Raw genomic sequence first — 24,024 nt, forward strand, 5'->3', positions numbered from 1 at the left:
CTCGTCGGCGTCCCGACCCCGCCCCCCGAGAGAAGCCCGTGCAGTTCCGCCAACAGGCCCTCGCCAAGCTCCAGTCACCGGAGGAACTCGACCTGCCGGTGCGTTTCGCGCGCCCCCAGGGCCGGCTGGTGCTGGCCGTGACCGTCGCCGTCATGGCGGCCGCGTCCGTGTGGGCGGTGACCGGCTCGGTCGCCTCCACGGTGAGCGCGCCCGCCGTCCTCACCCATGGCGAGGGCAGCTACATCCTGCAGAGCCCGGCGACCGGCCAGGTCACCGCTGTGCTGACGAAGGAGGGCGAACGGCTGCCCGCCGACTCCCCCGTCCTGAAGGTCCGTACGGCCGACGGCGAGACCGTGGTCCGCACGGTCGCCGCGGGCCGGATCACCGCCCTGGCCGCCACCCTCGGGCAGATCATCTCCACCGGCGCGGACGTCGCCGCCGTGGAGAAGGTCGCGCACGCCGACGATCCGCTGTACGCGACGGTGTACGTACCGGCCGAGAACGCCGCCTCGATCCCCGAGGACGCGGCCGTCGACCTGACCGTGCAGACCGTGCCCTCCCAGGAGTACGGCGTGCTGCGCGGGCATGTGAAGTCGGTCGACCGCACGGCCCAGTCGGCGCAACAGGTCGCCGCGTTCCTCGGCGACAGCCAGCTCGGCGCGCAGTTCACCAAGGACGGGCGCCCGGTGGCGGTGCTCGTACGGCTCGACAAGTCGGCGTCCACGAAGAGCGGTTACCGGTGGTCCTCCGCGGACGGGCCGCCGTACGGGCTCAGTTCCATGACCATGGCCACGGGTGCGATCCGGCTGGCCGACCAGCGTCCCGTCGATTGGCTGCTTCCGTGACCACCGCCGAGCGGACCCGGAGCCGAAGGCGCGCGGCGCCGCCCCGGCGCACGGTCCCCAAGAGCCGTACCAGGACGGTCCGTACGCCCACCGTGCTCCAGATGGAGGCCGTGGAGTGCGGCGCCGCCTCCCTCGCCATGGTCCTCGGCCACTACGGCCGGCACGTCCCGCTGGAGGAGCTGCGGATCGCGTGCGGTGTCTCGCGCGACGGCTCACGCGCCGGCAACCTGCTCAAGGCGGCCCGAAGTTACGGCCTCACCGCCAAGGGCATGCAGATGGATCTGGCCGCGCTCGCCGAGGTGAAAGCGCCCGCGATCCTCTTCTGGGAGTTCAACCACTACGTCGTCTACGACGGCATGGGCCGCCGCTTCGGCCGCCGGGGCGTGTTCGTCAACGACCCCGGCAAGGGGCGGCGGTTCGTGCCGATGGAGGACTTCGACGGCAGCTTCACCGGTGTCGTGCTGGTGCTGGAGCCGGGCGAGGGCTTCGAGCGGGGCGGGCGCCGGCCGGGGGTGCTGGGTGCGATGCCGGCCCGGCTGCGCGGCACCGCGGGCACCCTGCCCGCCGCCGTGCTGGCGAGTCTGCTGCTGGTGCTGGTCGGCGCCGCCGTGCCGGCGCTCAGCCGGACCTATATCGACATGTTCCTGATCGGCGGTCAGACCTCGCTGCTGGAGGTGCTGTTCGCGTCCATGGGCGCGTGCGTCGTGCTGACCGTCGCGCTGACCTGGCTCCAGCAGGCCAACCTCCACCACGGCCGCATCATCTCCTCCACGCTCTCCAGCGCCCGCTTCCTGCGCCATCTGCTGCGGCTGCCGGTGACCTTCTTCTCCCAGCGCAGCCCGGCCGACCTGGTGCAGCGCCTGCAGTCGAACGACGCCGTCGCCGAGACCCTCGCCCGCGATCTGGCCTCGGCGGGCGTGGACGCGATCGTCGTCGTCCTGTACGCCGTCCTCCTCTACACCTACGACCCGCAGCTGACGTTCGTCGGCATCGGGGTGGCGCTGCTGAACATCGTCGCCATGCGGGTCGTCGTCCGGCTGCGCGCGACGCGTACGGCGAAGCTGCGGGCGGACAACGCACGGCTCACCAACACGGCGTACACCGGGCTGCAGTTGATCGAGACGATGAAGGCGACCGGCGGGGAGGACGGCTACTTCCGCAAGTGGGCCGGGCAGCACGCCACCACGCTGGAGGAGCAGCAGCGGCTCGGGGTGCCGAGCGCCTGGCTGGGCGTGGTCGCGCCGACGCTCGCCACCTTCAACAGCGCGCTGATCCTGTGGATCGGCGGGATGCGGGCGATCGAGGGCCATCTCTCCGTGGGGCTGCTGGTCGCCTTCCAGGCGCTGGTCGCCCGTTTCACGGCCCCGCTGACCCGGCTGAACGGCGTGGCGGGCCGCATCCAGGACTTCGCGGCGGACGTGGCCCGGCTCAAGGACGTGGAGAGCTTCCGCGCCGACCCGCTCTACGACCGTCGCGCCGGCGGCGAGTCCACGCGCCGGCTCCAGGGGCACGTCGAGCTGGAGAACCTCACGTTCGGCTACAGCCCGCTGGACAAGCCCCTGCTGTCGGGCTTCGACCTGACCGTCGGCCCCGGGCAGCAGGTGGCGCTGGTCGGCGGCTCGGGCAGCGGGAAGTCGACGGTCTCCCGGCTGCTGTCCGGCCTGTACACACCGTGGGAGGGCGTGATCCGGATCGACGGACAGCGGCTGGAGGACATCCCGCGCGGGGCGCTCGCCTCCTCCGTCTCCTTCGTCGACCAGGAGGTGTTCCTCTTCGAGGGCACGGTCCGCGACAACGTGGCGCTGTGGGACCCGTCGATCCCGGACGACGCGGTGATCGAGGCGCTGCGGGACGCGGCACTGTACGACGTCGTCATGCGTCGGCCCGGGGGCATCGCCGGCCGGGTCGAGCAGGACGGCCGCAACTTCTCCGGCGGTCAGCGGCAACGCCTGGAGATCGCACGGGCGTTGGTGCGCCGGCCGAGCATCCTGGTCCTGGACGAGGTGACGAGCGCGCTGGACGCGGAGACCGAGCTGCTCGTGATGGACAACCTGCGCCGGCGCGGCTGCGCCTGTGTGGTGATCGCCCACCGGCTGAGCACGGTCCGCGACAGCGACGAGATCGTGGTGCTCCAGCACGGCACGGTCGTGGAACGGGGACGGCACGAGGAACTCGTCGCGCGCGGCGGGGCGTACGCGGCGCTGGTCAGGGAGCGGTGACCGGCATGCACGACGGTGATGTGGTCCTCGCCGCGCTGGGCGGACTGGGTGGGCGCGTCGACTGCGCGGGCTTCGGCCGGCTGGACCTGGAAGGCCCGCAGGTGCTGTGGCTGGTGGCGTCCGGCGCCCTGGACCTGTTCGCGGTGGACGCCGAACAGCAGGGCCACTGGCACCACTTGGGCCGACTGGAGGCGGGCGCGCTGCTGCTCGGTCCGGTCGCCGGGCCCCAGCACACCCTTGTCGCCCGCCCCTTGCGCGACTGCGTGGTGCACCGCATCGGTCTGCGCGAGCTGTACCAGCCCGCCGGCACCCAGACCTGGTCCTACGACGAATACGGCAACCCCCAGTACGTACCGCCGACTTCGAGTCCGCTGGAGTACGCGCTCGCCCTCGGCGTCGGCCGCGGCCTGTCGGTCCTCTTCCAGGCGCCGATGGCGACGGAGAAGCCGGCCGCCGTGACGGACGACGACGTGTTCTGGATGCAGGTCCCGCCGGGCAGCGTGCAGTACGGATCCCTCCACGGCGCGGAGGCGGCCGCCGATCTGCTGATGGACCCGGCGGTGTGGCAGGGCATGGTCGACCAGCAGTACCGCCTGCTGACCACGCTGGACCGCTGGATCGAGCAGCTGGAGCGCACCCACGAGACCCGTGCCGCCGCCGGCATCAAGGCGGGCGAGGCGGTCCGGGACCGGGCCGACCGCACCCTGCTCGCCTCGATCGGCGGGAAGACGGGCCGGCGCACCACCCCTGCCGACGCGGACGCCACCTTCGCCGCGTGCCGGCTGGTCGCCGAGGCCGCCGGGATCGTCCTCTCCGAGCCCACCCGGACGGGGGCCGCGGACGACCGTCTCGACCCGGTCGAGCAGGTGGCCCTGGCTTCCCGGGTGCGCACCCGTGCGGTACGGCTCGACGGGCGCTGGTGGCGGGACGACGTGGGCCCGCTGGTCGGCCACCGGGCGCTGTCCGGGGCGCCGGTCGCGCTGCTGTGGCGGCGCGGCGGCTATGTCGCCGTACACCCGTCGACGGGACGGGAGACCCCGGTCGAGAAGGCGAACGCCGAGGAGTTCGAGCCACGGGCCGTGATGTTCTACCGGCCGCTGCCGGACCGGAGGCCGAGTCCGCTGGGCCTGCTGCGGTTCAGCATGCGCGGCACGGGCGGTGATCTGACGCAGCTGCTGCTCAGCGGAGTGGTGACGGTGGCGATCGGGGCGCTGGTGCCGATCGCCACGGGCAAGGTGCTCGGCGAGTACGTGCCGAAGGCGCAGTCCGGGCCGATCGTGCAGCTGTGTCTGGCCGTGATGGTCGGCGGTGTGGTCGCGGCGGCGTTCACGCTGCTGCAGAACCTCACCATCCTGCGGCTGGAGGGCCGGGTCGAGTCGACGCTCCAACCGGCCGTCTGGGACCGGCTGTTGCGACTGCCGACGACGTTCTTCGCCGAACGGTCCACGGGTGAGCTGGCCAGTGCCGCCATGGGCATCAGCGCGATCCGCCGGCTGCTGGCGGGGCTCGGTCCCTCGGTGGCGCAGTCGGTGACCGTCGGCGCGATGAACCTGGGGCTGCTGCTCTGGTACAGCGTGCCGATGGCGTTCGCGGCGATCGGCATGCTCGTCGTCATCGCCGGGGTGTTCCTCGGGCTCGGGCTGTGGCAGGTGCGCTGGCAGCGGCGGCTGGTGGTGCTCTCCAACAAGCTGAACAACCAGGCGTTCCAGACCCTGCGGGGCCTGCCGAAGCTGCGGGTGGCGGCCGCCGAGAACTACGCGTACGCGGCCTGGGCGGAACGGTTCGCGCGCGGCCGTGAGCTCCAGCAGCGCCTCGGCCGGATCAAGAACCTCACCACGGTGCTGGGCGCGGTGTATCTGCCGCTGTGCTCGCTGCTGATGTTCATGCTGCTGGCCGGTCCGGCGCGGGGCGCGCTGTCGGCGGCGGACTTCCTCACCTTCAACACGTCGATGACGATGCTGCTCACCTCGGTCACCTCGCTGACCGGCGCCTTCGTCTCGGCGGTCGCCGCGCTGCCGCTGTTCGAGGAGATCCGTCCGGTGCTGGAGGCGACGCCGGAGGTCCGCACGGCGAGCACCCGTCCGGGTCCGTTGTCCGGCGCCCTGGAGACCCGCGGGCTGTCCTTCCGCTACTCCGACGACGGCCCGCTCGTCCTCGACGACGTCTCCTTCGAGGTCCGGCCGGGCGAGTTCGTGGCGGTCGTCGGCCCGAGCGGCTGCGGCAAGTCGAGCCTGCTGCGTCTGCTCATCGGCTTCGACCGGCCGGTCTCGGGCCATGTGCTCTACGACGGCCAGGACCTCGCCGCGCTCGACCAGTCGGCGGTGCGCCGGCAGTGCGGTGTGGTGCTCCAGCACGCCCAGCCGTTCACCGGCTCGATCCTGGACGTCATCTGCGGCACCGGGGCCTACACCCCGGAGGAGGCGATGGCGGCCGCGGAGCTGGCGGGGCTCGGGGAGGACATCCGGCGGATGCCGATGGGGCTGCACACCATCGTCTCCGGCAGCGGCTCGGTCTCCGGCGGCCAGCGCCAGCGGCTGATGATCGCCCAGGCGCTGATCCGCCGGCCGCGCATCCTGTTCCTCGACGAGGCGACCAGCGCCCTCGACAACGACAGCCAGCGCACGGTCATCGAGAGCACCCGCAAGCTGAACGCCACCCGCATCGTCATCGCCCACCGGCTGTCGACGGTGCTGGACGCCGACCGGGTCGTCGTGATGGAGAACGGCAGAATCACCCAACAGGGCCCACCCGCCCTACTCCTCGCAGACACGACCGGCCGACTGCACGAGCTGGTGCGACGGCAGCTGACGTAGGGCGGGGGCAGCAGGTGAGGTAAAGCGGGCCCGGCTGGTGCCCGTCGGCCGACGGGCCCGGTCAGGGGCGGCCGGGCACGGGGGCTCCGGAGGGGAAGCCCGCCTCGATGCAGGCCCGGTAGTACGCCTCCCAGGAGCGGGTGCCGCCGTCCGGCGGGGCCGGTGTGCCGCCCGCCGCCCTGGTGTCCAGCGCGGCCAGGCACACCTCCCACCCGGCGGCGTTGCGCGCGGCCGCGTCGGCGGTGTCCAGGACGTCGGTCAGGGTGAGGCGCGTGCGCCGGTCGCCCTCGGGCTCCAGATCGAAGCGGAGTTCGTCGCCGCCCCAGGCGAAGGACAGATGGCTGAGCGCCTCCACCGCGAGGACCCGGCCGGTCGACTCCGGCAGACGCGGATCGCCGCTGAAGTGGATCGTGCCGCCGGGGCGCAGATCCATCGCCACGCGGGACGGGAACCAGTGGGCCAGCTCGTCCGGATCGGTGACGAACCGCCAGACCCGGGCGACCGGATGGTCGTAGGTGCGGGTGAGCCGGACCGCGGGCCGCCCGTCGTCCAGGGTCAGGGGGACACCCGTGAGGTCGACGCGGTCCACGCCACGCTGCTCCCGGCTGTACAGGTGCAGCTGGATGCCGTCGGGGTCGTGGAAGACGAGCAGCCGCCCGAGGGTCGCCTCGATGACCGGGGAGTGCGGGACGCCGAGCGCGTCGAGGTGGGCGGCCCAGGCTTCGACGGCGGCCCGGTCGCGGACCGCGAAGCTCACGGGGTCGAAGTTCCGGCAGCCGTGCGCCGCCTCCGGGTTGACCCGCAGCGCGAGCAGGGTGTCCCCCAGTCCCGGGACCGGGCCGCCGACGCCGCGCAGCACACCCTCGGCGTCGGGGAACTCGTGCGTGACCTTCAGGCCGAGGACCCGGCCGTACCAGTCGCGGGCCCGGTCGAGGTCGACGACGGGGATCTTCACATGGTGGATTCCGGCGAGTTCCGGCATGAGGTCCACGCTACGACCGGCCCCGCACCCCCTCCTAACGAAACTTTGCCGTTTCGCAGAAAGTGGTCTAGCCTCGATGTGTACGAAACGGTTTCGTTTACGTGTTCTTTGCTCTCCCTGCTCCACCGCACCGACCTCCCTGGAGTGGTTCCCCATGTCCTCGAAGACCTTGACGGACGGCGCCCGCACGGGCACCGAGCCGGCGCCGCCCGCCTCCGCCTCCGCCAGGAAGTGGTGGATCCTCGCGGTCGTCGCCCTGGCCCAGCTGATGGTGGTGCTGGACGCCACCATCGTGAACATCGCCCTGCCCTCGGCCCAGGCCGACCTCGGGTTCTCCGACGGCAACCGGCAGTGGATCGTCACCGCCTACGCGCTGGCCTTCGCCTCGCTGCTGCTGCTCGGCGGCCGCATAGCCGACCTCTTCGGCCGCAAGACCGCCTTCCTCGTCGGCGTCGTCGGCTTCGCCGCCGTCTCCGCGCTGGGCGGCGCCGCCACCAACTTCGAGATGCTGGTGACCGCCCGCGCCCTCCAGGGCGCCTTCGGCGCGCTGCTCGCCCCGGCCGCGCTCTCCCTGCTCAACACGACGTTCACCGACGCCAAGGAACGGGCCAAGGCGTTCAGCGTCTACGGCGCCATCGCCGGCGCGGGCGGCGCGGTGGGCCTGCTGCTGGGCGGCATCCTGACCGACGCGCTGGACTGGCGCTGGACCCTCTACGTCAACGTGGCCATCGCCGTCCTCGCCTTCGCGGGCGGCTGGGTCCTGCTGACCAACCACCGCGACGCCGGCGGCTCCAAGCTCGACGTCCCCGGCACCGTCCTGGTCGCCGCCGGACTGTTCTCCCTGGTCTACGGCTTCTCCAACGCCGAGACCCACGACTGGGACTCCGCGCTGACCTGGGGCTTCCTGGTCGCGGGCGGGGTGCTGCTGGTGGCGTTCGCCTGGTGGCAGACCCGCGCCGAGCACCCGCTGCTGCCGCTGCGCATCCTGCTCGACCGCAACCGCGCCGCCTCGTTCTTCGCCGTGCTGATCTCCGGCGCGGGCATGTTCGGCGTGTTCCTCTTCCTCACCTACTACCTCCAGCTCAACCTGGGCTTCAGCCCGACGAAGACCGGTGTGGCGTTCCTGCCGATGGTCGGCGCGCTGATGGTGACGGCCCAGCTCGGCACGACGGTCCTGGTGCCCCGGATGGGACCGAAGGCGGTCATCCCGCTGGGCTTCGCGATCGCCGCGGCCGGCATGGCCTGGCTGACCGGGATCGGTGTCGGCTCGGACTACGTGAGCGCGGTGCTGCCGCAGCTGGTGGTCATCGGCGTCGGACTCGGCCTGGTCATGCCGCCCGCCATGCAGATGGCCACCGGCGGGGTCGCCGCCGAGGACGCCGGTGTGGCGTCCGCCACGGTCAACGCCATGCAGCAGGTGGGCGGTTCGATCGGTACGGCGCTGCTGAACACCCTCGCCGCGAGCGCCGCGACGGACTATCTGGCCGGCCGGGACGCCACCAGCAAGCTGGTTCAGGCGCAGGCGACCATCGAGAGCTACACCACGGCCTTCTGGTGGTCGGCGGGTCTCTTCGCGGCGGGCGCGGTGATCGCGTTCCTCCTCTTCCGCCGCGGGGTGCCCCAGCAGGACGCGGACGCCGCACCGGTCGTCCACATGTAAGTCCTGACGCTCCGCGCGGGAAACGCCGGGAGACGCCGGGAAGCACCGGGAAGCACCGGGGACCGCCGGGAAATGAGGGAGCCACCGTCCGTTTCGGGACGGTGGCTCCTTTCGTATGGCCTCCTGCGTAGGGAATCGGCTCTCCGGGTACGCGCCGGGCCATGAGAATCAGCGTGCTGGACGTGGGGTCGAACACGGTACGACTGGTGGTGGCGGACGCCGAGGGCGGGGTGCCGCTGCCGGTGCACACGGAGAAGTGGCGGCTGCGGCTGTCCGAACAGGTCGTTCCGGGCGCGCCCGTCCCGGAGGAGGCCGTGGAGCGGCTGGTGACCGCGGTCGACGCGGCGGCCCGTACCGCGGACCGGTGGGGTGCGGCGGGCCCCCTGGCCTTCGCGACCGCCGTGGTGCGCGCCGCCCCGAACCGTACGGAGGTGCTGCGGGCGGTCCGTACCCGGACCGGGGTCGCGCTGTGCACCATGCCGGGCGAGCTGGAGGCGGAGCTGACCTTCCTCGGCGCCCGCCGCTGGATGGGCTGGCGGTCCGGGCCGCTCGCGCTGCTGGACATCGGCGGCGGCTCGTTCGAGGTGGCGTTCGGCCGGGGCCGGCTGCCGGACTTCGTGGCCTCGCTGCCGCTCGGGGCGAACCGGCTCACCCATGACTTCCTCCTCGGCGAGGACCCGCCGTCCCCCGACCTGGTCCGGGCGGTGCGGCGCAGGGTCCGTCATCAGCTCAGGGACGTGGCCGCCCGGATCCGCTGGGAGGGTCCGCACACCGCGGTGGCCACCTCGCGCACGTTCCAGCAGCTCGGCCGGTTGTGCGGGGCCCTGCCGGGCCGCCACGGCCCGTTCGTGGAGCGCACCCTGCACCGGCGTGATCTGCGTACGGCGATCGAACGGCTGGCCGAGCTGCCGGCGGAGGAACGCGCCCGGCTGCCCGGCATCTCGGCACCGCGCGCCGCGCAGAGCCTGGCCGGGGCGGTGGTGGGGCACACGGCGATGAAGCTGACCGGGCTGCGCAGGGTCACGGTCTGTCCGTGGGCGATCCGTGAGGGCGTCATGCTGCGTCACATCGAGGACGGCCCGTCCTGGTGGGCGCAGGTCAGCCTTCTCACCGACGGGGCCACCGGCCCCCCGGAGCCGGTGCCGCTGCGCGTCGCGCGACACTGAAACAGTCCGGAAGACACCCGACGTGAGGAGCCGGCCATGCCCGACGACCGCGAACCGCCCGAGACCGCACTCGAGGCGGTCCTGCGGGAGATAGAGGACGCCGAGGCCCGCGCCGACGAGCTCGACCATCTCGGAGCTGCCACAACAAGCGATATGCCGGAAATTCACTGGGACGAGTGAACTAGATCTTGCGCCCGGTCGTGCAGGGATGCTGCGCGCCCCGGCGGGGTAGCTACCGGCTCCGAAGGCGGCTCCCGAAAGCCGCCCGAACACCCCTTGCCGAGGTGGAGCGGACATGACGCCACCTGCCGACCCCCCTGCCCGTACTCGTGTCGACGGCCCCCGCACCGTGGTGGAGCTGACGGGCGAGATAGATCTGGCGACGGCCGGGTTCGTCGCGGACCAGCTCGACGCGGTGACGGCCGCGGCGGCCGTCGACGTCCTGGTCGATCTGCGCGGGGTGGAGTTCTTCGACTGTTCGGGGCTGCGGGTGCTGTGCCGGGCCCAGGACCGGGCGGTACGCGGCGGCGGCCGGCTCCGGGTCGTCTGCGACCAGCCGTATCTGCACCGGCTGTTCGGCGCGACGGGCCTGCTGGGGCGCTTCCCGCCACTCACCTCGCTCCCCGACGGCCTCCCGGACGGCCTCTCGGACGCCCCCGGGGATCGCACGGAATGACCCCAGGGACCGGCGGGCGGCCCCACTCCGCCCGTCCGGCCCCTGGGTTACGAGATCACGGTCGTCCCGTGTCCATTGGCCCGCACTCCCCACGTCACGGGCCGGTCGCGGCGTCCACGGGAGCCACGCGATCCCGGTCTCAGAAGGCGAAGAGGCTGCTCCCGGCAGCGTTCTTCACACACTCGTTGGCGAAGGTGCGCTCGTAGGCGACCCGCTTGCCCTGCCACACCCCGTCGACGGTGACGACGACCGGGGCGTACTGCTTGGTGCACATCGCGTCGCCCGGGCCCGCGAGGATGTCCAGGTCGCCGCCCGCCGCGCGCAGTTCCGCACAGGCGAGTGCGGCCGCGGGGTGGGTGCCGGAGGGTCCCGGCGCACAGCTCAGGGTGACCGCACGGGCGGCACCCACGGTGGCGGCGCTCTCGCCGTGGCCCAGAGTCAGCACCAGGGCGGACGGGGCGTAGAGCGAGGCGGGGGCGGCGGCCGGGGCGGCGAGCGCGGCCCCGGTCAGGGGTGCGCAGACGGTGGCGGCCGTGAGGCCGAGGGTCGCCGCCCAGCGCGCGGTGTTCCGCATTGTGTGCATCCTTCCGCTCGATTTCGGGGGTGTGCCGGCCGGCCCGATCGGAGCCGAACGCGGCGACCGCGAGTCTGCCGAGTCCGCCGCCGAAACTCACATCGACCCCATGCGTTTCAGTAACCTTGCGTATTGAATCAGTGGCGTGAAGTCACGGAATTCGAACGTTCCAACCCCGGAAGCAAGCGCTTCATGATCTCTTCCGTCGGCCAGATGGCCGGTTTCGATGGGTTCGTTAATCGGCCTGAAACATTCCGCTCCTGCTCTCTTTCCGCTCTCAGCTGACCCCTTCGCGACCCCTTGTGTTCATGGACCAGCGGAGTAATCGTCATTACATGATTACTTCGGAGCAGAGAGAGAAGCTGAGGGGCTGGTTCGCCGGGCGACTGCCCGACGACCTGTTCGAAGAACTCGTCGAGGTCGTCGTGGACCGCGAGGAGATCACCGTGATCGGCCGGGTGCCCGCGCCGCGGCTCGCCGACGACGCCCCGGCCGCCGAGCGGGAGGCGGCCGTCACGGCCCGGATCCAGGAGTTCCGGGAGCGCACGCGCGAGGCCAGGATGGCCGTGGCCCGGGACGCCGAGCACCGGTTCCGCCGCAAGGTGTCGTGGGGCGTGGTGTGCGACGGGGAGCGGGCGCTGTTCACACACATCGCGGCGCCGGTGATGACCCGGCTGCGGCAGCCCGAGCGCCAGGTCCTGGACACGCTGATCGCCGGGGGCGTGGCGCGCAGCCGCAGCGACGCGCTCGCCTGGTGCGTCCGGCTGGTCCAGCGGCACACCGACGACTGGCTCACCGAGCTGCGCGAGTCCCTGGAGCACGTCCAGCGGGTACGGGCCCAGGGACCGGACGGGGAGGAGGCGCCCCACACGGAGGATGATTCATCCACTCGGGACCCGGAAGAAGGATGATCCGCCCACTGGCCGGGGTCCTGCCCCACCGCTTAGGTTCGGCAGACCCCGTCCCGGACGGCCTCCGCCCGCGTCGCCCACCCCGCGGCAGCGACGGCGTCCGGTCCCCCGCCGCGCCACCCCGCGCTCCACCGTCGACAGCCCGCTGCTGGAGCCCCCGTGACCCCGCCGTCCCCCGAGACCTCCCCCACCGCGCCGCCGCCCTCCCTCACCGAGGTCGAGACCCATGGCGTGGACCGCATCCCCGACGCCGAGCGCACGGCGACCCCGTTCGACCTGTTCCGGCTCGCCTTCGGCGGCGCGAACACCTTCTCCACCTGCGTGCTCGGCGCCTTCCCGATCCTCTTCGGCCTCTCCTTCTGGCAGGGCCTCGCCGCCACCCTCCTGGGCGTGGTCGCGGGCGCGCTGATCCTGTGCCCGATGGCGGTGTTCGGCCCGGTCAACGGCACGAACAACGCGGTGTCCTCCTCCGCCCACCTCGGCGTGCACGGCCGGGTGGTCGGTTCCTTCCTCTCCCTCCTGACCGCGATCGCCTTCTTCTCCATCTCGGTGTGGAGCTCCGGGGACGCCCTGGTCGGCGGCGCGCACCGGCTCTTCGGCCTCTCCCGGAGCAACGTCACCTACGGGGTGGCGTACGCGCTGTTCGCGGGGCTGGTCCTCGCGGTGTGCGTGTACGGCTTCCGGTTCATGCTGTTCGTCAACAAGGTCGCGGTGACCTCGGCGACCGCGCTGTTCCTGCTCGGCGCGATCGCCTTCGCCGGCGACTTCGACGCCTCGTACGCCGGTGTCTTCACGGACTCCGCCGACGCGGCGACGGACGCGCTGTTCTGGCCCTCCTTCATCGGCGCGGCGCTGATCGTGCTGTCCAACCCGGTGTCGTTCGGGGCGTTCCTCGGCGACTGGTCGCGCTACATCCCGGCGGCCACCCCGCGCCGCCGGGTGATCGGCGCCGCGTTCCTGTCCCAGATCGCGACGCTGCTGCCGTTCGTCTTCGGCCTCGCGACCGCGAGCATCATCGCCGCCAAGGCCCCGGAGTACGTCGACCCGGCCGCCCCCGACTTCGTGGGCGGACTGCTGGCGATCTCGCCGGGCTGGTTCTTCCTGCCGGTGTGTCTGCTGGCGCTGATCGGCGGCATGTCCACCGGCACGACCTCGCTCTACGGCACCGGACTGGACTTCTCCTCGGTGTTCCCGCGGCTGTCGCGGGTGCAGGCGACCGTGCTGGTAGGTGTGCTGTCGATCGCGTTCATCTTCATCGGCCGGTTCGGCCTGGACCTCGTCCAGTCGATCTCCACGTTCGCCACGATGATCATCACCTGTACGACGCCGTGGATGGTCGTGATGATGCTGGGCTTCCACACCCGGCGCGGCTGGTACGACCCGGACGCCCTCCAGGTCTTCAACCGCCGTCAGCGCGGCGGCCGGTACTGGTTCGCGCACGGCTGGAACTGGCGCGGCATGACCGCCTGGTGGGTGTCGGCCGTCCTCGGCGTCCTCTTCACGAACATCCCGGGCCAGTTCGTCGGCCCGCTGGGCGACCTGGCGAACGGCATCGACATCAGCCTGCCGCTGTCCCTGGCCGTCGCCGCCGTCCTCTACCTCGCCCTGCTGCGGCTGTTCCCCGAGCCCCGGGCGGCGTACGGCCCCGAGGGGGCGCGCCTCGCCCGGACCGTGGAGGTGCCGGTTCCGCCGATCACCGGGCCGGGCGCGGGAGTTGCCGGAGGGGCGTTGTCAGACCCGGCCTCTACCGTGGGGGCATGACTCATTTCGTGTTGGTGGCGGGTGCGTGGCTCGGTGCCTGGGCCTGGGACGAGGTGGCGGCCGAGCTGCGCGCCGCCGGGGACGAGGCCCATCCCCTCACCCTCAGCGGGCTCGCCGAGAAGCGGGACCTGCCGGCGGGGCAGCGGACCCATGTCCAGGACGTCGTCGACGAGGTCGAGCGGCTGGACCTGCGGGAGGTCGTCCTGGTCGGACACAGCTACTCCGGTCTCCCGGTCGGCCAGGCCGCGGAGCGGATCGGTGACCGGCTGAGAAGGGTGGTCTATGTCGACGCGAGCGTGCCCTTCGACGGGGAGTCCTTCCTGTCGGGCTGGCCGAGCGACCATGTGCGCGCGTCGATGGCGGAGCACCACGGCTTCTGGCCGCCGCTCGACGCGGACGGCGCCGACGGTCAGGAGCTGACCGACGAGCAGATCGCCCGCATATGCTCCGGGGGCACCCCGCACCCCGGCGCCACCCTCACCGAACCGGCGGAGCTCAAGGGTTCCGCGGGCGATCTTCCCTCGACGTACGTCAAGTGCCTGCTCGACGGGGACGTGCCGCCGCCGGCCGTGGCGGAGCTCCTCACGGGTGAGAACTGGGAGCTGGTGGAGATGAACACCGGCCACTGGCCGATGTTCTCCCGCCCGCGCGAACTGGCCGCGGTCCTGCGCGCGTCGGCTTCCGTTCGCTAGCCCTTCTCTTACTACCCGCCGGTATCGTCGCCGTGCACGCGGCTCGACGACGAGAGGCGGTAGGGACGGATGGCGAAGCACTGGGCGGACTTCCAGTACGAGATCTATCTCAACGGGATGACGGGCGCGGTCCCCCGGCTGCCCACCGATCCGACCCGGCTGGAGGAGCTGACCGAGCGGCGGCTCGGGCCGGGGCCGGTCGGCTATGTGGCGGGCAGCGCGGGCGACGGCAGTACGGCGCGGGCGAACCGCGCGGCCCTGGAGCGCCGCCGGATCGTGCCGCGCATGCTGCGGGACGTCCACGAGCGGGATCTGTCGGTGGAGGTGCTGGGCCGTGCCCTGCCCGCGCCGCTGGCCCTCGCGCCGGTCGGCGTACTGTCGATCATGCACCCGGAGGCGGAGTCGGCGGCGGCGCGGGCGGCGGCCGCGCAGGGAGTGCCGTACATCCTGTCCTCCGCCTCCAGCACGCCCATGGAGGAGATCGCCGGGGCGATGGGGGACGCCGAGCGCTGGTTCCAGCTGTACTGGTCCAAGGACCGCGAGGTGACCCTCAGTTTCCTGGACCGGGCGAAGGCGGGTGGCTTCACGGTGCTCGTGGTCACCCTCGACACCCCGCTCCTCGCCTGGCGTCCGCGCGATCTGGACCAGGCGTATCTGCCGTTCCTGCACGGCGTGGGCACCGCCAACTACTTCTCGGACCCGGCCTTCCGGGCGGGCCTGGCCAAACCGCCGGCGGACGATCCGAACGCGGCCGTGCTGCACTTCCTCGGCCTGTTCGCGGACCCCGGGAAGACCTGGCCGGACCTGGCGTTCCTGCGGGAGCACTGGGACGGCCCGATCGTCCTCAAGGGCGTCCTGCACCCGGACGACGCCCGGCTCGCCGCCGACGCCGGGATGGACGGCGTGGTGGTGTCCAACCACGGCGGCCGGCAGGTGGCCGGTTCGGTGGGCGCCGCCGACGCGCTGCCCGGGGTGGCGCGGGCGGTCGGCGACCGGCTGACGGTCCTGTTCGACAGCGGGATCCGCACCGGCGCCGACGTCTTCAAGGCCCTCGCCCTGGGCGCCCGGGCGGTCCTGCTGGGCCGCCCCTACGTCTACGGGCTCGGCCTGGACGGGCAGCCCGGCGTCGAGCACGTCATCCGCTGTCTGCTGGCCGAGTTCGACCTCACGCTGGCCCTGTCGGGCCACGCCACACCGGCGACGGTGGGCCCGCAGGACCTGGCCGAGGACGAGGGGCAGTGACCGGGACGGCCCTCAGGCCGTCCCCTCCTCCAGGCCCACCGGCTGGGCCGACGCGGGGGCGTTCGTACCGGTGACGGCCTGGGAGCCGGGGGTGGCGGCCGTGTCGGGGAGCCAGCGCTGGGCGTCGGAGCGGTCGCGGACCTTCACCACGACGTCCGCGCCCGCCTCGGTGCCGGCGGTGGTCAGGGCGAGGGCGTCGTCCCAGCGGGGCAGCAACTCGCCCTGGAGGGTGAAGTCGTAGCGGACGTCGTCCGCCCGGGCCTCCCCCGCGTCCACGCAGTCGCCGAGGATGACCACGCCCGCGTCGGCGTGGGAGTCCACGCACAGGTCGGGCTGGGCCGCGCTGCGCAGCTGGCCGTCCTCGGCGTACGACCACTGCTGGGTGACGTCGGTGCCGCACGCGGCGAGTTCGAGGGCCGCACCGGCCTGGGCCTGGCCCCGGATGTCCAGACAGAGGTCGGCGCCGGCCTCGCGCAGCCTGGTCCGCTGGGGTGCGGTGGGGAGTTGCACGGTGCCGGGCGTCGTCGGCGAGGCGCCGGCGTCCGGGGTGTCGGCGCCGGGGACGACACCGCTGGTGGAGGCGGCCGGGTCGGCGCTGCCGTCGTCCAGCCACATCCCGGCGGCGAGCAGGCTGGTCAGCAGCCCGGCGGAGGCGAGCCCCACCCCGGTGAACAGGGCGCGCGGGGAGCGCGCCGAGCCGGAGGCGCGCCGGCGCGGCGAGGGGATGCGGGAGAGCAGGTTGCCGCCGCGCGGCCGGCCGCCCCGGTGCCGGGCGGAGCCCCTCAGCCGTACGGGCTGCTGGGCGCGGCCGGGGCGGGAGTCGTGGTAGCGGCGGGCGCCCCAGCCGAGGACGGCCTCGGCGAGCAGCACGCCGAGCCCGTTCTCGAAGTGCCCGAGCTGCTCGGCGGCGGCACGGCAGTAGCGGCACTCGTCGAGGTGCTTGCGGACGTCGGGCAGCAGGTCGCCGCCCCGGCGGATGGGCACGTCGAGAAGGCGGTTGTAGAAGCGGCACTCCTTGCTCGGGGCGAGTTCCCGGTGGGCGCGGACCAGGCCCTCGCGGAGCTTGTCCCGGGCCTGTTCGTAAACGCCGGTGGCCATCTCGGCGTCCATGCCGAGCAGTCCGGCGGCCGCCGCGATCGACTCGGCCTCGACCTCCACGTGCCACAGGACGCAGCGGGCGACCGCGGGCAGGCTCTGGAAGGAGCGTTCGGCGAGCACCCGGTTGTCCGGGGTCATGGACTTCGCGGCGCGCATGCCCCGGGCCCCGGCGGGCTTGGTCAGCACGGGCAGCGCGCCGGAGATGTTCTCGTCGGCGGCCCAGAGCCGGGCCATGTCCCGCACCGTCACCAGTAGTCGGGGGCGCAGCGCGGTGCCCGGCTCGCCCAGCTTCAGCCGGTCGAAGACCTGGTGGACGGCGGCCGCGGTGAGCATGTTCGAGACGCTTCCGGAGGACGCGAGGCAGATCACCGCGTACTCGTGGACCGGCCGCCAGTGCCGGGCGATCAGCACCGCGGTGGACTGGGCGACCTCGCTGTCCGTGCCGCCGCGGATCCCTGCGGCGAGGGACTCGTCGGATTCTCCGGGGCCACCGCCGGGCGGCGGGTAGGGAGGGCGAGGCGGCTGGGCGGTCGGCACTGAGCGGTTCCTTTGGTACGTACCTGATGGCGCGGCAGGGAGCGTGTGCTCGCCCCACAGGCGTCACACAGGGACCCGGCCGTCACCCCCCGCTCGGAAGGTTTACCTTTGCACAACTAAGTCGTGCGCAACAAGGCGTGAGGGCACACGGCCCCTTGTTGAAAGGAAGTCGACAAGAAGGGCGGACGAATGCCCCGCGGCACGCCTTTCGTCCGTTCTTGCGCCCCGTGTGAAACAGACGCACGCGCAGGGGTGTCGCGCACCTTCCCGGAGGGTGCGCCGCGTAGTGGACTGGGAGCCGGCCACTTCCTCGGAGGCCCCGCGCAGGACGGCGGCTCTCCTGCGCGCCACGGCCGCCGGCCCTGTTCCTCCCGCCCTGGGCCGGCGGCCCACAAGCATGCGGTGCGGCTATATCTGCCAGGACCGCAGCCGGTCGGCCGCCCCGTACACATCGGTCTTGCCGTCGATCAGGTCGCGGGCGAGGTCGACGAGCGCGCCGTAGGGCGGGTCGATGCCGACCCCGCTGACGAACATGTACGCCACCGCGGTCGCGCAGGCGAACCGGGCGTTGGCCGACGGCAGGGGTTTGAGCAGGGTGAGGGTGTGCAGCAGGGCGGCGGCCCGCCAGGCCGGGTCGGAGTCGACGCCGAGCCGGGGCGGGTCGACCCGGTGCCGGGCGACGGCCGCGACCAGTGCGGAGAAGTCGTTGACGGTGGGCTGGTCCGGCAGGACCTCTTCGTGGCGCTGGAGCAGCCAGGGCACGTCGATGTGGATGACGGGTGTCATCGGTCAGGCGACCCGCCCCTCGCCCTTGACGGCGGGTTCGTCGTCCGGGAACGCGGCGGCGAACTCGTCGGCGTGGGCGGAGAAGAACCTGCGGAACGCCTCCGCGCCCTCCTGCAGCGCCCGGTGCCGTGCGATGTCGGCGGCGGCCGCCTCCCGCACGAGTGCCTTCATCGACGTACCGCGTTCCTTGGCGATCTGCCGCAGGTCCTCCAGCTCGCGATCGCTGAACTCCACATTGAGGGCTGGCATGCCCTCACGGTACCGCCCGGGTACTTACCCGTAAATATCCCCAGGTCAAGTGAGTGTCCGGGCGGTACCGCCGGCATGCCTAGCCCTGGTCCGCCACAAAGGACGCCAGCCGGGCGAGGGCCGCGTTCCAGTTGATCGCGGTCTCGTTGGTGGACCAGGACTGGATGTCGTCGACGTAGCAGAACTGCCCGACGCAGCCCTGGAGTTTGCTCTGCGCGTAGGGGTCCTGGATGCTCGAGTTCGCCCCGCCCGCGAGGGTCCCCTTCGGCGGCTCCGGGAGGCTCGGGTCGAGCTGGTGGGCGTACCAGCGGCTGTGCTGGTGGTGGGCGGCGACCTCGCCGTAGCCGGTGACGTACGACAGGTTGAGCGCGTTGCGGCCGAGGACGTAGTCCATGCTCTGGACGGCCCCGTCACGGTACTTCGCGGCGCCGGTGAGGTCGTAGGCGGTGGCGATGACGACCGCGTTGTTGAGGACCTGGTGGCTGGAGCCCCAGTCGTAGCGGTTGCCGTCGGGGGCGTAGGGCATGCCGTACGGCTGGGCCGCCAGGGTGGCCAGGTACTTCTCCGCGCCCGTCACCACCGACTTGCGCACCTTGTCGCGTCCCGGCAGCCGGTTGGGGACCAGCGCGAGGTCGAGGCGGCCGGCGGCGGCCGTGCGGGACCAGTCGAAGCCGTAGGGGACGAAGATGTCGGCGGTGTGGACCGGGGAGGCGAGCAGGTGATCGCTGAACCGCTTCTCGCCGGTGGTGAGATACAGCTCGGCCGCCGCCCAGTAGAACTCGTCGGTCGCGTTGTCGTCGTTGTACGCTCCCCCGCCGTTGCCGTCGTTGGGGTCGGCGTAGAGGTCGGGGTGTGCGAGGGCCGCCGCCCAGGCCTTGCGGGCCGCCGTCAGGGCCCTGGCCGCGAACGCCTTGTCGTAGGGCCGGTAGAGGCGGGCCGCCTGGGCGGCCGTGGCGGCCAGGTTGAGGGTGGCCGTGGTGGTCGGCGGGTGCAGTTCGCGTTTCTGCGGGTCGGCGCTCGGCAGGAGGGGCAGACCGGTCCACTGCTCGTCGTGGATCTTGTGGTGGGCCATGCCGGCGAGCGGCCGGCCGTCCGGTACCTGCATCTTCAGCAGGAACTCCAGTTCCCAGCGGGCCTCGTCGAGGACGTCCGGCACCTTGTTGCCGCTCTCGGGGAGGGCGAGGGTGCCGTCGCCGAGCGTCGAGGGCCGGCCGGTGCGGGCGTACAGGGCGCGTTCATAGGTGCTGAGCAGCTCCCAGGTGGCGATGCCGCCGTTGACGACGTACTTGCCGTGGTCCCCGGCGTCGTACCAGCCGCCGCCGACGTCGAGGCGGTAGTCGCACTCACCCGGCCGGCAGGGGACGTCCGTGTCGCCCTGGTTGGGCGCGACGCCCACGTGGCCGGCCGCCCTGCCGTAGCCGGGCCGCAGGTCGTCCCGGATCGCGATGCCGCTGCGCTGGGTGTAGTAGTACTTCACCGCGTCCAGTCGCAGCTGCTCGTAGGCGGCCGTGCCGATGTCGAACGGGCGGCTGGTCTCGCCGTCGACGACCAGCGTGAAGCCCGTACCGCGCTTGCGGTAGGCGCCGAAGTCGAGGGAGTGGACATTCTGTCCGGAGGAGACGTCGAGGCCGCGCGGCACGGTCCAGCCATGGGCGACCGTCTCCCCCGAGGCGTTCTTCAGCAGCCAGGGCAGCTTCGTGGTCGCGTCGGTGACGAGCGTGGCGTTCTTCGGCCCGGCGGGCAGATAGGCGACCTGGTTGACGCGCACCCGCGGCCCGGTGTCCGGCTCGTACACCTCCGGGGGCACCCCGCCCAGCAGCGACACGTCGTCCAGACAGAACCGCCAGGGCTCGGCGCTCCCCCCGACCTGGAAGGCGACCTGCCCCTGGGTGGAGTCGACCGGCGAGGTGAAGGTGTACGCGTAGGAGTCGCCCGACTCGCTCAGCACCGGCGTCGCCTCGTACCAGGTGTCGTACGGGGAGACCCCGAGCCCCACGATCGCCCGCACCACATGCCCCTCGGGCACCCCGGAGGCGGCGAAGGAGAAGCGGTACGAGGACCCCTTGACCAGGGTGATCGCGTCCTGGCCGATCGCGGAGTCCCAGCGGTTGACGGTGCCGCCGGGCACGTCCGCGCAGAGGCGTCCGTCGGACCGGGCGGCGGTGACGTTGCTGGTCCACCAGGGGTCGGCGGTGGTGTCGAAGCCGCCGTTCCTGACCTGCTCGACCTCGTCGGCACCGGCCTGCTGGACGGGCAGCGCGGTGAGGGCGGCGCCCAGCAGGGCCGCGAGGGACAGCAGGGCGGTTCTGCGTCGTTTCACGTCCGGGCTCCTCGATCGGCGTCATGGGAGCGCTCCCAACGGGCGCAGGGGACATGCTTGTCCCAGTCATGACACCGCGTCAACGGTCCGGACGGGAACGGAGGTGCCCGCTCCCGCCCGGACCACGGTCCGGCTACGCCTCCAACTTGCTGATCCGCACCGCCCCTTGGACCGCGCCGGGAGCGGCGCTGGTGAACGTCAGCCGCAGCCGGGAGCCGCGCACCGCGTCGAAGGTGACGACGGTCGGGGCGTCCGAGTCGGCGGCCCAGTCCACGGCCGCCCCGCTGACCGGTGCGTAGCGCCCCCCGTCCCACACGGCGACCTCGACCGACGCGGGCAGGCTGTGCGTGGCGTCCACGGTGAAGGAGACCGCCACCCGGTCGACGTCCCGGGTGCGCCCCCAGTCGACCGAGACCCAGTCCGACGCCCGGGCCCCGCTGAACGCGGGCAGCAGCGCGGTGGCCGACTTGGCGAAGGCGTTGGACCAGCCGGTGACCGGGTTCCCGTCCAGCATCGCGGCGGGCAGGGTGTCCGTCCGTCCGGAGTAACTGGCGTCCGCAGAGGGGTGGTTCACCGGCTCCGGGTAGGCGGGCGCGAACTCGGCGGCGGGTGTGCCGGCCACCTGGCGGGCGCGGGTGGTGCGTACGGTGGCGGTGCCCTCGCGCAGTCCGTCCACCCGCGCGGTCACCTTCAGCGGCCCGGCCTCGGTTCCCGAGCGCACGATCGCGAGCGCCTTGCCGTGGAAGGCGGTCCGGGTGCTCGCCTGGTACCGCTCGGCGCTCTCCTCGCGCCCGTTGTCGAGCCCGGCGAGCGAACCGCCGCTCACCGCGAAGGAGATGAGGTGCTCGGCGTCCGGGACGACGACCCCGTGCGCGTCGACGACGTCGGCGGTGACGAAGACGAGAGACCGCCCGTCCGCCGGAAGGGACGCGCGGTCGGGGGTGAGGCGTACGGCGTGCGGGGCGCCGGCCGTGCGCAGCACATCGGTGGCGACGACCTTGCCGCCGCGCCGGGCTACCGCCTTCAACACCCCTGGTTCATAGGCGACTTTCCACGTCAGGTGCAGTTTGCCCGCGCTGCCGTTGGGGCTGGTGTAACTGCCGGGGTAGGGGCCGGAGGTGAAGGTCTTGTCGTCGCCGGTGGCCTCGGTGGTCTCCAGGTAGGCGCGGCCGTCGACGGTCGTCTTGGTGTCGAACGTCCGGACGCCCAGCGACTCTCCGTTGAGGTACAGCTCGACGGTGCCGACATTGGCGTACGCCCACACCTCGACCGTGTCGCCCCGCTCGTGGTTCCAGGTGGTCGGCAGCAGATGGACCATCGGTTCGTCCGTCCACTGGCTTCTGAACAGGTGGTACATGTCCTTCGGGAAGCCGGCCGTGTCGACCGCGCCGAAGAAGGACGCCTTCACCGGGAAGACGTTGTACGGGGTCGGCTCGCCGATGTAGTCGATGCCGGACCACAGGAACTGCCCGGCGAACCACTTCCGGTCCCGGTCCTTCTTGTGGCCGTACTCGCCGCTCATCGTCCAGGACGCGAGGTTGTTGTCGTAGGACGAGGTGGCCCGCTTGCCGGGGGTGTGGTTCTCGCCGGTGTTCAGCCGCTCCGGTTCCTGGTATGTCCCCCGGGTGGAGGTCTCCGAGGAGGACTCGGACTCGAAGAGGAACAGGTGGGGATAGGCGGCGTGCAGCACGTCCACGCTCTTCGCGGTGTTGTAGTTGAGGCCGAGGCCGTCCAGCTTGGCCAGCATCAGATCGGCGGCGGAGCCCTTCGCGGGCGGGTTGCGGTACTTGTCGGAGCCGATGACGAGCGGGCGGGTGTCGTCGGCGGCCCTGATCGCGGCGATGATCCGGTCGGCCATGGCGAGCCCGGCGGTGGAGGTGGAGTCGGTGATCTCGTTGCCGATGGACCACAGCACCACGGCCGGCGAGTTGCGGGCGGCGAGGACCATCTCACCGGCGTCCCGCTCGCACCACTCGTCGAAGAACCGGCCGTAGTCGTAGCGGGTCTTGCCGGTCCGCCAGCAGTCGAAGGCCTCCACCATCATCACGATGCCCAGCTCCTCGCAGACCTCGATCATCTCGGGCGAGGGCGGGTTGTGGGAGGTGCGGAAGGCGTTGACCCCCATCGACTTCATGATCGTCATCTGGCGGCGGATCGCGTCGGCGCTCACCGCCGCGCCGAGCGCGCCCAGGTCGTGGTGGAGGTCGACGCCCTTGATCTTGGAGTGCTTCCCGTTGAGGAAGAAGCCCTCGTCCGGGTCGAAGCGGAAGGTGCGGATGCCGAAGCGGGTGCGCAGGGTGTCGGTGACCCGGCCGGAGACCCTGAGCTCGGTCTCCAGGGTGTAGCGGTGGGGCGCCGTGAAGTCCCACAGCCGCGGGCGGTCCACGGAGAGCTCGTGGGTCTCGGTGGCCCGGTCGCCGACGGCGACCGTGGAGGCCGTACGGGCGACGGTACGGCCGTTCGGCGCGAGGATCCGGGAGACGACCTCCACCTCCGTGTCCGCGCCGGAGGCGTTCTCGACGGCGGTCGCCACCCGGACGAGGGCGCGCTCGCCGCTGACCTCGGGGGTGGTGACGTACGTGCCCCGGCGGGCGACGTGCACCGGTTCCGTGACGACGAGGCGGGCCTCGCGGTAGATCCCGCTGCCGGAGTACCAGCGGCTGCTGGGGAGACGGTTCTGCACCTTGACCGCGATCACGTTCTCGGTGGTGCCGTCGGTGTGCAGCAGCGCGGTCAGATCGAAGGCGAAGCCGGTGTAGCCGTAGGGGTGGCGGCCGACCTCGGTGCCGTTGCAGTAGACGTACGCGTCCATGTAGACGCCGTCGAACTCGACCGAGATCCGCCGGCCGGCGTGGGCGGGCGACAGGGTGAAGGCCAGGCGGTACCAGCCGAGGCCGCCGGGGAAGAAGCCGGTGCCGCTGGTGGTGCCGTACTCGGTGGTGGGGGTCTGTTCGATGCTCCAGTCGTGCGGGACCGCCACCTCGCGCCAGGCCGAGTCGTCGTGGCCGGGGGCGGCGGCATCCGCGTACGCGCCGGTCGGGTCGGTGATCCCGCCCGGGTTGACCAGGGCGAAGCGCCAGCCGTCGCGCAGGGCGACCGTGTGGCGGCCGGGGGTGTGCGCGGCCGCCCGAGCCGCCTCGGCCGGGCTGCCGAGGAGCGCTCCTGCGGCCGGGGCGGCCGCGGAGGCGATCAAGACGGATCTGCGAGTGACTGTCACTGGCGGCTCTCCCTCTCAGGACCCAGAAGTACTCACAACTGATCTGACAACTGATCGTGACCAAACAGAATCTGACGACGAGCCCCTCCCGCCCGTCAAGGGGCCGGAGACGTCTTGACGCCCCACGAGTGACCGGCGCATCCGAAGCGCATCCAAGGGGCCATTTCGGCCGGAATTGACCCTTGACCTCGGCCGTAACGCGACCGCGCGACCCCGCTGGGGGGTTCCCGTCCGCGCGGCAGCGGGACGGACTAGGCTGGAACGGATGTGGCGCGC

The 24,024-nt window shown here is 72.3% G+C and carries 18 protein-coding genes and 1 pseudogene; 11 read left to right on the forward strand and 8 right to left on the reverse strand.

Annotated features, from left to right (window positions below; genetic code table 11):
* Window positions 1-38: 38 nt before the first annotated feature.
* From ABZ464_RS27860 to ABZ464_RS27870, 3 genes are read left to right on the forward strand one after another with little or no spacing between them, the layout of a single operon-like run.
* The gene (locus ABZ464_RS27860; protein WP_359280792.1) at window positions 39-845 is read left to right on the forward strand and encodes an HlyD family efflux transporter periplasmic adaptor subunit; all 807 of its coding nucleotides are present in this window, start codon (window positions 39-41) and stop codon (window positions 843-845) included.
* Complete coding sequence (locus tag ABZ464_RS27865; RefSeq protein WP_359280794.1) at window positions 842-3,064, forward strand: NHLP family bacteriocin export ABC transporter peptidase/permease/ATPase subunit; 2,223 nt, start codon at window positions 842-844, stop codon at window positions 3,062-3,064. The genes ABZ464_RS27860 and ABZ464_RS27865 overlap by 4 nt, the downstream gene beginning before the upstream one ends.
* Window positions 3,061-5,877, forward strand: coding sequence for an NHLP bacteriocin export ABC transporter permease/ATPase subunit (locus ABZ464_RS27870; protein WP_359280797.1), 2,817 nt, complete (start codon window positions 3,061-3,063; stop codon window positions 5,875-5,877). The genes ABZ464_RS27865 and ABZ464_RS27870 overlap by 4 nt, the downstream gene beginning before the upstream one ends.
* 61 nt (window positions 5,878-5,938) lie before the next feature.
* On the opposite strand, the gene ABZ464_RS27875 is transcribed toward ABZ464_RS27870, so the two are convergent.
* Together ABZ464_RS27875 and ABZ464_RS27880 are read right to left on the reverse strand one after the other, a co-directional pair.
* Window positions 5,939-6,466 carry an SRPBCC family protein gene (locus tag ABZ464_RS27875; RefSeq protein WP_359281083.1) on the reverse strand — a complete coding sequence of 176 codons (528 nt, stop codon included), beginning with the start codon at window positions 6,464-6,466 and terminating at the stop codon, window positions 5,939-5,941.
* Between the two features lie 36 nt (window positions 6,467-6,502).
* A pseudogene (locus ABZ464_RS27880) lies at window positions 6,503-7,015 on the reverse strand (VOC family protein); the annotation flags it as partial.
* Here ABZ464_RS27880 and ABZ464_RS27885 point away from each other — a divergent pair.
* The 4 genes from ABZ464_RS27885 to ABZ464_RS27900 all read left to right on the forward strand — a co-directional run bounded on the left by ABZ464_RS27885 (window position 7,014) and on the right by ABZ464_RS27900 (window position 10,361).
* Window positions 7,014-8,519, forward strand: a complete 1,506-nt coding sequence (locus tag ABZ464_RS27885; RefSeq protein ID WP_359280799.1) for an MFS transporter — start codon at window positions 7,014-7,016, stop codon at window positions 8,517-8,519. The pseudogene ABZ464_RS27880 and the gene ABZ464_RS27885 sit on opposite strands and share 2 nt — an antisense overlap.
* 161 nt (window positions 8,520-8,680) lie before the next feature.
* Window positions 8,681-9,685 carry a Ppx/GppA family phosphatase gene (locus tag ABZ464_RS27890; protein ID WP_359280802.1) on the forward strand — a complete coding sequence of 335 codons (1,005 nt, stop codon included), beginning with the start codon at window positions 8,681-8,683 and terminating at the stop codon, window positions 9,683-9,685.
* Window positions 9,686-9,721: 36 nt separating this feature from the next.
* Window positions 9,722-9,865 carry a hypothetical protein gene (locus tag ABZ464_RS27895; protein ID WP_359280805.1) on the forward strand — a complete coding sequence of 48 codons (144 nt, stop codon included), beginning with the start codon at window positions 9,722-9,724 and terminating at the stop codon, window positions 9,863-9,865.
* 115 nt (window positions 9,866-9,980) lie between these two features.
* Window positions 9,981-10,361, forward strand: coding sequence for an STAS domain-containing protein (locus ABZ464_RS27900; protein ID WP_359280806.1), 381 nt, complete (start codon window positions 9,981-9,983; stop codon window positions 10,359-10,361).
* Between the two features lie 139 nt (window positions 10,362-10,500).
* On the opposite strand, the gene ABZ464_RS27905 is transcribed toward ABZ464_RS27900, so the two are convergent.
* The gene (locus ABZ464_RS27905) at window positions 10,501-10,935 is read right to left on the reverse strand and encodes a protease inhibitor (protein WP_359280809.1); all 435 of its coding nucleotides are present in this window, start codon (window positions 10,933-10,935) and stop codon (window positions 10,501-10,503) included.
* A 335-nt stretch (window positions 10,936-11,270) separates the two neighbouring features.
* On the opposite strand from ABZ464_RS27905, the gene ABZ464_RS27910 reads away from it, so the two are divergent.
* The 4 genes from ABZ464_RS27910 to ABZ464_RS27925 all read left to right on the forward strand — a co-directional run bounded on the left by ABZ464_RS27910 (window position 11,271) and on the right by ABZ464_RS27925 (window position 15,541).
* The gene (locus ABZ464_RS27910; RefSeq protein ID WP_359280811.1) at window positions 11,271-11,846 is read left to right on the forward strand and encodes a hypothetical protein; all 576 of its coding nucleotides are present in this window, start codon (window positions 11,271-11,273) and stop codon (window positions 11,844-11,846) included.
* A gap of 159 nt (window positions 11,847-12,005) precedes the next feature.
* A complete protein-coding gene (locus ABZ464_RS27915) occupies window positions 12,006-13,607 on the forward strand; it encodes a cytosine permease (protein WP_359280813.1) in 1,602 nt (533 codons plus the stop codon).
* Window positions 13,604-14,299, forward strand: a complete 696-nt coding sequence (locus ABZ464_RS27920; protein WP_359280815.1) for an alpha/beta fold hydrolase — start codon at window positions 13,604-13,606, stop codon at window positions 14,297-14,299. The genes ABZ464_RS27915 and ABZ464_RS27920 overlap by 4 nt, the downstream gene beginning before the upstream one ends.
* A 69-nt stretch (window positions 14,300-14,368) precedes the next feature.
* Window positions 14,369-15,541, forward strand: a complete 1,173-nt coding sequence (locus tag ABZ464_RS27925; protein WP_359280816.1) for a lactate 2-monooxygenase — start codon at window positions 14,369-14,371, stop codon at window positions 15,539-15,541.
* Window positions 15,542-15,553: 12 nt separating this feature from the next.
* Here the strand turns inward: ABZ464_RS27925 and ABZ464_RS27930 are convergent, their stop codons facing one another.
* The 5 genes from ABZ464_RS27930 to ABZ464_RS27950 all read right to left on the reverse strand — a co-directional run bounded on the left by ABZ464_RS27930 (window position 15,554) and on the right by ABZ464_RS27950 (window position 23,748).
* A complete protein-coding gene (locus tag ABZ464_RS27930; RefSeq protein ID WP_359280817.1) occupies window positions 15,554-17,176 on the reverse strand; it encodes an RICIN domain-containing protein in 1,623 nt (540 codons plus the stop codon).
* 408 nt (window positions 17,177-17,584) lie between these two features.
* Window positions 17,585-17,962, reverse strand: coding sequence for a toxin Doc (locus ABZ464_RS27935; RefSeq protein WP_133915542.1), 378 nt, complete (start codon window positions 17,960-17,962; stop codon window positions 17,585-17,587).
* A gap of 3 nt (window positions 17,963-17,965) precedes the next feature.
* The gene (locus tag ABZ464_RS27940) at window positions 17,966-18,211 is read right to left on the reverse strand and encodes a hypothetical protein (protein ID WP_055631620.1); all 246 of its coding nucleotides are present in this window, start codon (window positions 18,209-18,211) and stop codon (window positions 17,966-17,968) included.
* A gap of 79 nt (window positions 18,212-18,290) precedes the next feature.
* Window positions 18,291-20,531 (reverse strand): glycoside hydrolase family 9 protein, encoded by a 2,241-nt coding sequence (locus tag ABZ464_RS27945; RefSeq protein ID WP_359280819.1) that lies wholly within the window; start codon window positions 20,529-20,531, stop codon window positions 18,291-18,293.
* Between the two features lie 133 nt (window positions 20,532-20,664).
* Entirely contained in the window at window positions 20,665-23,748 is a 3,084-nt protein-coding gene (locus ABZ464_RS27950; RefSeq protein WP_359280821.1) for a glycoside hydrolase family 2 TIM barrel-domain containing protein, read from the reverse strand.
* Window positions 23,749-24,024 lie beyond the last annotated feature (276 nt).

This window comes from Streptomyces sp. NPDC005820, assembly GCF_040630255.1.
In the GTDB taxonomy this organism is placed as follows: domain Bacteria; phylum Actinomycetota; class Actinomycetes; order Streptomycetales; family Streptomycetaceae; genus Streptomyces.